Source organism: Deinococcus piscis, from assembly GCF_014653275.1.
Taxonomy (GTDB): Bacteria; Deinococcota; Deinococci; order Deinococcales; family Deinococcaceae; genus Deinococcus; species Deinococcus piscis.
This window is the reverse complement of sequence record NZ_BNAL01000029.1, coordinates 22636-33980: the sequence shown is the minus strand read 5'-3', so window position 1 is coordinate 33980 and position 11345 is coordinate 22636. Positions and strand designations below refer to the sequence as shown.

Genomic DNA, 11345 nt, shown 5'->3' with positions numbered 1-11345 from the left:
TGCGGGTGACTGCGGCCAATATTCAAGATCGGTCAGGGGGCTTTCCCCTGCTTGAACAGACTTACAATCGGTTCCCACGTATTCGGCATGTGTGGGCAGATGCGGGCTATACGGGACAGTTAGTCCGTTGGGCCAGAGAGACGCTGGGTTGGACGATGGACATTGTCAAAGGAGTGGTTGGACAACGAGGGTTCGTTGTCCAACCATGTCGCTGGGTTGTCGAACGGAGTTTGGCTTGGCTGACCCGTTCTAGACGCTTATCGAGGGACTATGAAATATTGCCACAGACCACTGAAGCCTGGTTTTACTTGGCGAATATTCGACTCATGTTGCGACGACTGGAGCGGTCTGTTTGAACCTTTTCAAACACGCTCTCAGACTTTCAGACCCTCTAATAAGCAGCCCCGCTACTCTGCAGCGATGTCCCGCAATTTCTCCACCCGCTCGGCCAGTTCGGGCCGTTCCAGCGCCCGCAGGCCCTTGGCAGTGCGGCCCAGGCCCGCGCCGTCAATGCGCCCTGCGTTCCAACCAGCAATCAGCATGGCGCAGCCCTGAAGCACCTCGCTGACCTGCTCTTTGTGGAACATGGCGGCCAGGTTCCCAGCCTGCGCGGGCTGGGTCTGCTGCACCTGTGCCTGCACGTCCAGCACCACCTGCATAAAAATCTGGTCCAGGCGGGCGCGGTCATCGGGGCTGATGGAGTGGTCGGTATAGGTCATGTGCAGAGTGTAAACGAGCCCCGGCAGGCCAGGTGGGGACTTGCGGTGGCGTAAACAAAGCCTCTGCGCCCCTCCCATAGCTGCTGCTTGCCCCCGTGACACAATGTAGGGATGACCAGTATGAATCCCGACCTTCCAAGTGACACCCGCGCCGGGTTTGTGGCGATTGTGGGCAAGCCCAACGTGGGCAAGTCCACGCTGCTCAATGCTTTTTTGAACACCAAAGTGGCCCCCACCAGCCACCGCCCGCAGACTACCCGCCGGGGTGTGCGCGGGATTTTCAGCGATGACAAGCACCAGGTCGTGTTTGTGGATACGCCTGGTGTCCACAAGCCCAAGGACGCCCTGGGCAAGTACATGAACAACGAAGTGTCCACCGCGCTGTCGGACATTGACGCGATGATCTGGGTGGTGGACCTGCGCCACCCGCCCACCGACGAGGACCGCCTGGTCGCCCGCCAGATTCGTGATCTGCCCAAGCCGCTGTTTCTGGTGGGCAACAAGCAGGACGCCGCCAAGTATCCCGAAGAAGCCATCGGGCTGTATGAAGCGCTGCTCGAAGGCCGTGAGGCCGACACCACTGTGACCAGCCTCAGCGCCCAGAAGAACGATGCCAAGCTGACGGCGCTGCGGCAGCAGATTGTGGACATCCTGCCGGAAAACCCCTTTTTCTTCCCGCTGGGCAGCGCTTCGGATCAGAGCCGCGAGCACTGGGCCGCCGAAATCGTGCGCGAGCAGGCCATGATGAAGCTGCGCGACGAACTGCCCTATGCCGTGGCGACCCGCGTGACCCGCTGGACCGAGCGCGACGACGGCTTGCAGCGTATCGAGGCCGAGATTGTGGTGGAAAAGGTCGCCCACAAGGGCATGGTGATCGGCTCGGGCGGCAAGCAGCTGCGCGAAATCGGCACGGCGGCCCGCAAGCAGCTGGAAACTCTGCTGAACGCCAAGGTTTTCCTGGGCCTGGAAGTGGTAGTGATTCCTGGCTGGCGCGAAGACCCTGAAGCCCTGCGCGAACTGGGCTACGAGTAAGCGGCCTGGGGCCTGGGGTCGCTCGGTCCCGTCTCCATTGGGGCGGGTCCAGCGCGGCACCCAATACGGCCTCCCCTCAAGCATTGGACGTGCCTGGGTGCTGCGCCTCTTGGAGTCGTTGCTCTGCCCGTGGTCCCCAGTTTTCTCGTTCACATCCTGAGCGATTTCACGGCCTTTTGCTCTCTATCTGAAAAGCTCCGCTCCTGCCTAGAGAACGCTGGAGTGGAGCTCTTGCTGGCGGGGTGGCGTAAGTTCCAGACCCGGAAACCCAGCGTAGCTCGCTCCGGCAAAGTACAGCCCGTCTGCGGCCACGTTGACCCCCGCTTGCCGCCGGTCCGCGCTGGCCAGAATTCCGGCCACCGCTCCTGGCTCCAGGCGGCCCTGGCCCACCGCCAGCAGTGTCCCCACCAGGCCGCGCACCATGTGGCGCAGGAAGCTCTCCCCAACCACTTCCAGTGTGACCCGCTGGCCGTAAGGCAGGGGAGATGTGGACACGTGCAGCCGCTGCAACTCGCGCACAGTCTGGCGGTCCTCCTTGGTGGCGAAGGCCGCAAAGTCGTGCAGGCCCGTCAGGTGGGACGCGGCGGCATTCATCGCGGCGATATCCAGCTCACTGCGCACCCACAGGGAGCGGCCTTCTTCCAGAGGATGGCGGGCTGGGGCATTCAGAATCTGGTACAGGTAGCGCCGCTGCGTGCAGGAAAACCGGGCATGAAACCCCTGCGGCGCGGGCTGGGCATGCAGTACGGCCACCGTGCGCGGGAGTTGCCGGGCCAGCGCCAGGGCCAGCCGCTCCGGGGGGATGCGGGGAGCGTGCAGGTCCACGTGGGCGGGCATGTTCAGTGCGTGGACCCCGGCATCCGTGCGCCCCGCCGCCACGGGGCGGGCCGCCTCTAGCCCCAGCTGCCCCAGCGCGTCCCAGAGGGTGTCCTGTACGCTGGGGGCATTGGGCTGACTCTGCCAGCCGCCGTAAGCGCTGCCGTCCCAGGCCAACGTCAGCAGCACGCGGCTCCAGTCCTGCGGCGGGGCGTAGTGCAGCGGGCGCGGCGCGGCTGGGTCCAGGGGCGGCGTGGGCAGGGCACAGGCGGGCAACTCGGTCATGCCTGCCCAGGCTAGCGCGTAGGCTGGTGGCATGACGTCCTCAGCCGAATGGCTTCACTTTGCAGAGCAGCGCGGCGACCTGGCCGCAGTGCAGGCCCTGGCGCATGCCTGGGCGGGCCAGCCTGGCTTCCTGGGGGCCGAGGTGCTGCACAGTCCAGCGCAGGCCAGGGACAGTGGCGAGCTGTACCTGTTGGTCACCCGCTGGCAAGGTGGAGTGCCTGCGCTGGACCTGCCCCCAGGCATGAACGGCTGGGCGTTCGCTGTGCTTGACTCGGTTCAGTCTGGAACGGCCAACCGGCGCTAGTCCAGCCGCAGGGGGTCGCTGGCAGGGACGCTGGTGCGTCGCAGGTCCTGAATGGCCCGCAGCACCTCTTCTTGCTGTTGGAGCGAGCGTGACCCGGCCCCCGCCAGGGCTTCCAGGCTTTCTTGCAGCATGGCTCGCACCTCACTGGCGGCGGTTTCTGCGGCTTCGCTGCCCGCAGGCAAGCGCAGGTACAGCCGCGCCGCTTCCTCACAGCGCTCGGCCAGGCCGCGCAGGCGGTAGCCTTCGGCGGTCAGGATGTCCTCTTCCGGCAGGTCGGCCACCCGTTCGCGGACCATTCGCAGGCCGGCGGCCAAGTCGTCGGGCAACTGGTCCAGCGCTGGGCGGAGCTGCGTAGAGGTGGCTGGTGTGGTCGGTACTGCCGGAGTTTGGGCAGGCGCGGGGGTTCGCCGTAAGTGGTCCGGGACATCCTGCATGCCGGGCACCAAGCTGGGGCCTTCACTGCTTTCCCGGCGTAGATGCCACAGCAATTCCTTGGTGCTGTCAGGGGGCGCACTGTCCTCGAAGTACCCCTGGCGGTAGGCTTTGACCCCATCATTCCCGAACAGGTAGCCAGACCCAAAAATCCACGCCAGGCCCAGTACCCACCAGATGTTGAAGGCGGCCACCATAACCGCGACCCACGGCACCCAGCTCCAGTCGCTCCTGCGCAGCTGCGCCAGCCAGCGCAGTGGCTCGCCGCCAAAGGCCCGCCAGCGGTCCAGCTGTGCCCAGTGGGCCGCACCGACAGGCACGCTTTCGCCCTCCCAGAGCAGATGAAGGTGCTGGCCCTGCACTTCTACCACCTCCGGAGTGCTGCTGCTCTGACTGAGCGTGTAGACGCGCTCCCCCAACTCGGCCACCGGGTAGACCTTGAGGCCCTGCCGCCCCTTGCGGTCTGCCTGGTCCGGCATCCAGATGAGCTGCACCTGTGCGCTTCTGAGGTCCACACCCAGGCTCTGCATGGCTTGCTCGAACCGGTCCAGTTCGTGCAGGGCGTAGACCTCTAGTCCCTGGCGTGCCTGGCCTACAGGATGATGGGACCGGGCGGGGACCACAGCGGACGGGACTTGGAGGGGCTGGGTTAACTCTGTATTCGCCAGTTCAGTGACAGTGGATTCCGTGCTGAATCCGCCCTGCGCCGTCACCGGCGGTGTGGACATCGGCTGAATGGGTGTTTCGTGGAGTACCGTGACAGGCCGGTCCGGGGTGTTGGTGCGGCCCCGTACCCTCTGCGGCGACCTGCCCTGCTTGCCTTCCCATTCATTTTTCTGCTCACTGTCCCACTCACGTTTCAGGCTATGTCCCGCCTGCGTGAGTTCGCGGCGCAGGGTTTCGGCGGCGTCCATGATGTCCTTGAATTCAGGGCTGTCTTTTTTGGGGAATCGGCGTTTCATGTGGCTCCTGCAAGTGATGCGGCGGCTTTGGCCGGGGCGGTATGTCTCGGGGGCATGTTCAGCGGGCCGGGCTGGAAAGGCAGTGGTGGGTCCCCCCATGTTGCCAGAGCAATCTGAGGAACCACAGCCGCCAAAAGGTGCAGATGAGTTGCCGGCAGGGGCTGGGCCTGTGCCCGCCCAGAGGACAGCTGCCCAGCGAGCCTGGAGCAACCTGTAGGAGGACGGCTGCGGGGGTCGTCAGCGCCCTGCATCAGCCCCCTCCCAGCAAGCGGAGCAGCCCCCACGCCGCGCCAGCCAAGGCCACCACAGTCAGGATGAGCCCTGCCGGTACCAGCCAGGGCAAGCGGCGCTGTAGCCCCTGACTGCGGGCCACGGCCTCGCGCTGCACGGGAACCGGCAGTGAGCGGGTCGCCAGGGCCAACAGCGCCGGCACAATCAGCAGGTCGTCGGCGGCCCCCAGCAGTGGTGTGAGGTCAGGGAGGAGGTCCAGGGGCAGCGCGGCGTAAGCGAGCGCCACCAGCGCCCACGCCCGTGCCTGCAGTCCCGTGCGTGGGTCGCGCAGGGCGAACAACAGCGCCAGGGCGTCACGCCAGACCAGCCGCAATTTCCTCATCAGGCCCCTATACGTGGGCTGCGGGCGCAGGGTTCCGGCCTCTGCCGTCCATCGCTCACTCCTGCCCGCTGAGCAGGGGCGGACGCGGTTGCTCTGGCCCCTGCCCCCATGATAAAATTCCCCTTCGGTTGCCCCGCATAGGTGGGGCTATACGCCTGCGCCCGATACAAGTTGGCCCTGCCCAGTGTCCGCGCCTGTGGTGAGCATCTATTGGTGAACACTTCGTTACAGGCCGAGTCAGACGGAGGGGGCACCCTGACCGAAATTCACAAGCGGACTAGGGAGCACAGCGGCAGCGCAGCAGGAGGAAGAAAGATGTTTGCAATTATCAAGAGCGGTGGTAAGCAGTACCGCGTGCAGGAAGGCGACGTCGTCCGCGTGGAGAGCCTCCAGGGCGAAGCCGGTGACAAGCTGGACTTTACCCCTGTCCTGGTGGGCGGCGAGCAAGTGGCTTTTGGCGAAGACGCTGGCAAGTACACCGTGAACGCTGAAGTGGTCGGACATGGCCGCGGCGAAAAGATTTACGTGCGCAAGTACAAGAGCGGCATCCAGTACCGCCGCCGCACCGGCCACCGCCAGAGCTACACCGCGATCCGTATCACCGGCATCAAGGCCTGATTTTTCCCTCTAAGGAGACTTTGAAATGGCACACAAAAAAGGCGTAGGTTCGTCCAAGAACGGACGCGACAGCAACCCCAAGTACCTGGGCGTGAAGAAGTTCGGCGGCGAAAAAGTGCTGGCCGGTAACATCCTGGTCCGTCAGCGCGGCACCAAGTTCAAGGCTGGCCCCAACGTGGGCATGGGCCGCGACCACACCCTGTTCGCCCTGGTGGACGGACAAGTTGTGTTTAGTGACCGTGGCGGCAAGGGCCGCTTTATCAGCGTCGAGTAAGCGCTGCGGCCCAGAATAAGTTGGGCACAGAAGAGGGGAGTCAGCTGGCATCTGCCCTGGCTCCTCTTTTGCGTCGCAGCGCCGTGGTGGTAGATGGGTGATGGATGATAGAGCCGTCCGTCCACCATCTACCATCAACTCTTGACCTCACTGAAGGGAGCAGCAAATGGCTTTTAGAGATACCCTAGAAATAGAAGTGGCCGCAGGCAACGGTGGCGACGGTGCCATGAGCTTTCACCGCGAGAAATACTTGGAAAAAGGCGGCCCCGACGGCGGTCACGGCGGGCGCGGCGGCAGCGTGATTCTGCGCGCCACCGAGGGCGTGGAGTCGCTGGAACGCATGGTCGGCAAGCGCAAGTTCAAGGCTGAAAATGGCCGCTACGGCGAGGGCCGACTGCGCCAGGGCCGTGACGGCGAAGACCTGTGGATTGACGTGCCGGTGGGCACCACTGCTTTTGACCGCGACACGGGCCGCGTGGTGGCCGACCTGACCGAGCCTGGGCAGGAAAAAGTGGTCGCCCGTGGCGGCGCGGGAGGGCGTGGCAACTCAACCTTCGTCAGCTCGACCCGGCAGGCCCCCCGCTTCGCTGAGCTGGGGATTCCCGGCCAGAAGCGGCGGCTGCGGCTGGAGCTGCGCCTGATTGCCGACGTGGGCCTGGTGGGCTACCCCAACGCGGGCAAAAGTAGTCTGCTGGCCGCACTCAGCAACGCCAAGCCCGGCATTGCTGATTATCCGTTTACGACGCTCAGCCCCAACCTGGGCGTAGTGGAGCAGCGGGGCGGCGATGAGCGCTTCACACTGGCTGACATCCCCGGCATTATTGAGGGGGCCAGCGAAGGCAAGGGCCTGGGACTGGAATTCCTGCGCCACATCAGCCGCACCCGCTTGCTGGTGTTCGTGCTGGACGTGACCGTCAACCCAGTGGAGGAACTGCGCCAGTTGATGGCCGAGCTGCGCTCCTACGACCCGCAGCTGCTGGACGCCCCGGCCCTGATTGCGCTGAATAAGGTTGAACTGGTCGAAGCAGACATCGCCCTGATGGTGGAAGACGACCTGGCCGCCGAGTTCGGCATGGCAGTGCTGCCCGTCAGCGCCAAAGAAGGCCAGGGCCTGGACGACCTGCGGGCCACCATTTTTGACCTGTTGCCCAGCCGCGAGTTGTGGGCGCAGACCCACTCGCTGGAAGTGGAAGAAGACACCGTGCGCGAAGAACCGCTGCGGATCGAGTTCCACGAGGAAGATGCCGGCGAGGGCGAAGAGAACGAGCGCATCTGGACCGTGCATGGCGGCGGCTTCGAGGACAAGCTGGTGCGCTTTGCCCGCCACATTGAGGACGCCGCCGAGTACCTGGCGAACCTGTTCAAGCGCCAGGGCCTGAACAACGCCCTCAAGCGTGCCGGTGCCCGTGAAGGCGACACGGTGGAAATCGGGACCTTCCGCTTCGAGTATTACGAGGACGAGAGCTGAGACCAGCGGTGTAGAGGGATAGTTGGCCGTCCCTCTCTCCTTGCCAGTCTCTAGAGCCTTCTCATCTGCTGCGCCTACAATGTGAGCAATGCCCAGACTGACCCGTTACATCCTGCTTGACGTACTGAAGTGGTATGTGATGGGTTTTCTGTTGTTTGTGGTACTCCAGATGACCGATGTTATCAGCCTGACGGCAGGGGCATTTCTGGACTACAACGCCACGCCGCAGCAGGCGCTGTCCACGCTGCTGTACAACTTCCCCACACTGCTGAACCGCTCGCTGGTGCTGGCGGTGCCGTTCGCAGTGCTGCTGTCGTTCGGGCGGATGCAGGGCGACAGCGAAATCAAGGCGATGTACGCGGCGGGCGTGCGTCCGCTGTCGCTGGTGTGGCCGCTGGCGCTGCCTTTTTTGCTGGTCGGCGCGCTGACTTTCTGGAACTCCGGGTGGGTGGCACCCTGGGCCAATGCCCGCTGGTACGACGCCTGGTACGACATCTACGGCATGACCCCCGAGCCGCCCACACGGGAAATGTATGCCTACTCAGAAGGGGAGACGCTGTTCTACGCCGGGCGGGTGGCCAGCGGTGAGGAGCCGCAGCAGGCCCTGCTGGCCGGTGTGATGGTGCAGCGCGGCGACGAGGTGATTACTGCTGACAGCGGCACCTGGAACACCGCTGATCAGACTTGGACGCTGACGGACGCCTGGGTCACGCGCCCCGGCGAAGCTCCCCAGCCGAGCGCCGAACCGCTGACGTTTGCCCAGACCGACACGCTGGCCCCGCCCCGCCCCGAAGCCAACCAGCTAAGCAGCGCCCAGTTGCGTGCGGACCTCGGCGATCCCACGTTGCAAGGGGCCGAGCGCCGCACGCTAGAGCATCAGCTGGCTGGCCGCACGGCCGATTCCTTTACCGCCATGATTTTTGCGCTGGCGGCGGGCTTGCTGGGCCTGCTGATGCCGAACCGGGCCTGGGCATTTGCTGCCGTGTTGCTGGTCATTGTGGTGTATTACGTGCCCTGGACGCTGGGGCCGCAACTGGCGGCTGGGGGTGCCCTGACGCCGGCGCTGGTGGCCTGGCTGCCCAACCTGATTTTCCTGGTGCTGGCCGCTGCGCTTGCCTGGAGGCTACGGTGATTCAGGGAGCTCAGGGCCAGGGCGAGAGGCGGGAAGCCCGCTCCCGTTCCGAATGGAGCGTGGGACTGAAACGCTTTGAGGTGTATATCCTGGCAGAAATTCTGCCGCTGCTGGTGGCGGCCCTCAGTGCGCTGATTGTCCTGCTGATGCTCAAGGGTCTGGAAGATGTGCTGGCCCCACTGCTTGCCAAAGGAGCCAGTCCCGCGCTGGTGGCGCAGCTGCTGGCGCTGAACGTGCCCGAAGCGATGGCATTTGGGCTGCCGCTGGCCCTGATGTTCGCGGCGCTGCTGGGACTATCACGCCTGAGCGGTGACAGCGAAATCAAGGCGGCGCTCTCAGGCGGCATTCCCGGCACCACGCTGTTCCGGCCTGTGTTGCTGTTGGCAGGTCTGGTCACGCTGCTGTCGTTCGGCATCAACGAAGTGCTGGTGACCCGTGCCAAGGTGCAGGCCCAAAGTGTGCAGCGCCAGATCGTGCTGGACAACCCCCGCGTGATTGGGTTGGCGCAGACGGCGGGCGGCGGCCTGGTGCTGCGCGACGCCCTGGACCGCGCCATCAGCGTAGGCAGCGTGGGCGAGGACGGCACCCTGCACAACCTGCGGATTGTGACCATGCAGCCGGGCCTGCCGCCCCGCGAAGTGATCACGGCCCGCGAAGGTGTGCTGGCTGAAGGCAGCAACGTGCTGGAGCTGCGCGGCGGCCAGCGGGTGTCGTATCAGGGGGCGCGTCCGGTGACCGTGCTGACTTTTGAGACCGGGCAGCTGCCTGTGCAGGATGTGCAGGCCAGCTTTGATGGAGGCACTGGCCTGGACCCCTTTTATCTGCCGCTGGGCACACTCAAGGATCGCACCGACGGCTACCGCGAAAGCGGCATTCGCTCGCCGGGCGACTTTACGGCGCTGTACCGCAAATTCGCGCAGCCGCTCTCGGCGCTGGCCCTGGCCTTCTTTGCGGTCAGCCTGGCGCTCTACACCTTCCGCTCGGGCCTGAATCTGGGGCTGGTATGGGCGCTGCTGCTGTCCTTTGCGTACTACGCCACTTGGAGCGTGTTCCGGGTCATGGGTGAAAACGGTGCCCTGCCCGCGCCAGTTGCGGCTTTCGGTCCCGATGTGATTGCGCTGCTGGCCGGGGCGCTGCTGCTGTGGCTGGCCAGCCGCCAGTAAACCGTGCGTGGCGGTAGCCTTTGGTCATCCTTTTGGCAGGCGCAGCACTGACCGGTGCGGGGGTAGTGTGGAAGGTGTCCTCTCCCCATGACAACCTGACCCCGCCGCCCCCGGCCAGCCCACCGCAGGCAACTCCGCTGCCGCTGTCCAGCCTCAGCTTGCCTGTCACCGTGCCGCTCTCCGGCGTGCGCGAAGCGGTCAATGCGCGTATTCCCCGCGAGTTCGCCCGCGTGCAGCAGGACCAGCGGGTCCTGGGAGGGCGCGCCGGCATTCACATTCGCGGCGCGGTGGTGCGCCAGGGTGATATCCGCATCGTGCCTAGCGCCGAGCCGGACATCCTGGAGCTGGAAGTTCCATTGAGCGCTCACTTCAGCGTGCGGCCTGAGCTCTCTGGAGCGTCCTGGGCAGGGCGGCTAGAAAGTACGCTGACCCGTGATTTTGGCGGCGAGGCCACCGTGCGGCTGAAGGTCAAGCCCTACATTCGGCCTGACTGGGAAGCTGGAGCGCAGGTGAGCAGCGAACTGCGCTGGACCGACCCCCTGGCCATAGAGCTGGTGCCGGGTACTCGCCTGAGCGTGGCCACCCTGGCCGAAAGTGCTGTGCGGGCACAGCTCACGCGGGTCACGCAGGAAGTGGCCCGTGCTGTGAGTGAGTCGGCGGCGCTGCGCTCGCGGGCGCAGGCGCTGTGGGCGCAGGTAGGCCAGCCCTGGCCACTGCCCCTGCAAGGCAGTGGTACAGGTCCAGCCTACGCCCAGGTCATGCCGCAGTCGCTCACGGTGGCGGGGTTGGGCCTGCGTGACGACGCTCTGCACCTGACCCTGCAAGCCGAGGGCTACTTGCGCGCCGAGCTGGGCCAGCCGCCGGTCACGCGCCCGGTGAGTGCGCCGCTGCCCACCCTGAACATGACCGCGCAGTCCGCGCCGAGCGAACTACATCTGCGGGTGCCGATTCTGCTGCCGTTTGCCGAACTGTCGGCGTTGGCGACAGCGGCGGCTCAGAAGGAACTGCTGGCCCTGCGGCTCCCTGGCGGTGCCCTGGCTCCGCAGCTTCGCCTGGACCGCCTGGAAGTCACTGGCCTGAGCGCTGAGCAGCGCCTGAACCTCACAGCCCAGCTGAGCCTGAGTGGCTTGGGCCTGAGCCAGAGCGTCACAGCCGATATCAGCGGGCGGCCTTGGCTGCGGCCCGGCGGACGGGTGGTGACCCTGGAAAACGTGCAGGTGACCACCCGTGATGAAGGCCTGAGCAGCCGCTTACTGGGCCTGCTGGCCGACGCCCGGCTGGAAGCTTATCTGGCCCGCAGTGCCCGCTTTGACCTGGGGCCGCGCCTGGATGGGCTGGAAGACTCGCTGACGGCCCAGCTGCCCTACTCGCCGCTGCCGGGCCTGCGCCTGCGCGGTGACGTGGGCGAGCTGCGGCTGAACGACTTGCGTGTGACCCCACAAGGGTTGCAAGTCACTGCCGCAGCCGACGGTGCCCTGGACGTGCTGGTGGACGCGGGTCAGCTGCTAGGCCAGCCCTGAGCTGGGG

Annotated in this window: 13 protein-coding genes; 9 read left to right on the top strand and 4 right to left on the bottom strand. The window is 65.4% G+C overall.

Annotation, left to right across the window (positions count from 1 at the left end; genetic code table 11):
• Positions 1-5: 5 nt before the first annotated feature.
• The gene (locus IE158_RS10570) at positions 6-356 is read left to right on the top strand and encodes a transposase (protein WP_268248071.1); all 351 of its coding nucleotides are present in this window, start codon (positions 6-8) and stop codon (positions 354-356) included.
• A 51-nt stretch (positions 357-407) separates the two neighbouring features.
• On the opposite strand, the gene IE158_RS10565 is transcribed toward IE158_RS10570, so the two are convergent.
• The gene (locus IE158_RS10565; protein WP_189643669.1) at positions 408-719 is read right to left on the bottom strand and encodes a hypothetical protein; all 312 of its coding nucleotides are present in this window, start codon (positions 717-719) and stop codon (positions 408-410) included.
• A 111-nt stretch (positions 720-830) separates the two neighbouring features.
• On the opposite strand from IE158_RS10565, the gene era reads away from it, so the two are divergent.
• Positions 831-1751 (top strand): GTPase Era, encoded by a 921-nt coding sequence (gene era, locus IE158_RS10560; protein ID WP_189643668.1) that lies wholly within the window; start codon positions 831-833, stop codon positions 1749-1751.
• A 207-nt stretch (positions 1752-1958) separates the two neighbouring features.
• Here the strand turns inward: era and truA are convergent, their stop codons facing one another.
• The gene (truA, locus tag IE158_RS10555) at positions 1959-2852 is read right to left on the bottom strand and encodes a tRNA pseudouridine(38-40) synthase TruA (RefSeq protein ID WP_189643667.1); all 894 of its coding nucleotides are present in this window, start codon (positions 2850-2852) and stop codon (positions 1959-1961) included.
• 31 nt (positions 2853-2883) lie between these two features.
• On the opposite strand from truA, the gene IE158_RS10550 reads away from it, so the two are divergent.
• Entirely contained in the window at positions 2884-3156 is a 273-nt protein-coding gene (locus IE158_RS10550; protein ID WP_189643666.1) for an antibiotic biosynthesis monooxygenase family protein, read from the top strand.
• Here IE158_RS10550 and IE158_RS10545 read toward each other — a convergent pair.
• Both IE158_RS10545 and IE158_RS10540 read right to left on the bottom strand, forming a co-directional pair.
• The gene (locus tag IE158_RS10545) at positions 3153-4550 is read right to left on the bottom strand and encodes a hypothetical protein (RefSeq protein WP_189643665.1); all 1398 of its coding nucleotides are present in this window, start codon (positions 4548-4550) and stop codon (positions 3153-3155) included. The two genes, IE158_RS10550 and IE158_RS10545, sit on opposite strands and share 4 nt — an antisense overlap.
• Before the next feature lie 250 nt (positions 4551-4800).
• Positions 4801-5163 carry a DUF1232 domain-containing protein gene (locus IE158_RS10540; RefSeq protein WP_229839068.1) on the bottom strand — a complete coding sequence of 121 codons (363 nt, stop codon included), beginning with the start codon at positions 5161-5163 and terminating at the stop codon, positions 4801-4803.
• A gap of 315 nt (positions 5164-5478) precedes the next feature.
• On the opposite strand from IE158_RS10540, the gene rplU reads away from it, so the two are divergent.
• The 6 genes from rplU (at position 5479) to IE158_RS10510 (ending at position 11338) form a co-directional block, all read left to right on the top strand.
• Entirely contained in the window at positions 5479-5781 is a 303-nt protein-coding gene (gene rplU / locus IE158_RS10535; protein WP_189643664.1) for a 50S ribosomal protein L21, read from the top strand.
• Between the two features lie 25 nt (positions 5782-5806).
• Complete coding sequence (gene rpmA / locus IE158_RS10530; RefSeq protein WP_013614260.1) at positions 5807-6055, top strand: 50S ribosomal protein L27; 249 nt, start codon at positions 5807-5809, stop codon at positions 6053-6055.
• Positions 6056-6221: 166 nt separating this feature from the next.
• The gene (gene obgE, locus IE158_RS10525) at positions 6222-7523 is read left to right on the top strand and encodes a GTPase ObgE (RefSeq protein ID WP_189643663.1); all 1302 of its coding nucleotides are present in this window, start codon (positions 6222-6224) and stop codon (positions 7521-7523) included.
• Positions 7524-7611: 88 nt separating this feature from the next.
• Positions 7612-8655 carry an LptF/LptG family permease gene (locus IE158_RS10520; protein WP_189643662.1) on the top strand — a complete coding sequence of 348 codons (1044 nt, stop codon included), beginning with the start codon at positions 7612-7614 and terminating at the stop codon, positions 8653-8655.
• Between the two features lie 65 nt (positions 8656-8720).
• A complete protein-coding gene (locus IE158_RS10515; RefSeq protein WP_189643675.1) occupies positions 8721-9818 on the top strand; it encodes an LptF/LptG family permease in 1098 nt (365 codons plus the stop codon).
• A gap of 74 nt (positions 9819-9892) precedes the next feature.
• Positions 9893-11338, top strand: coding sequence for a DUF4403 family protein (locus IE158_RS10510; RefSeq protein WP_229839067.1), 1446 nt, complete (start codon positions 9893-9895; stop codon positions 11336-11338).
• The last annotated feature ends 7 nt before the right edge of the window (positions 11339-11345 follow it).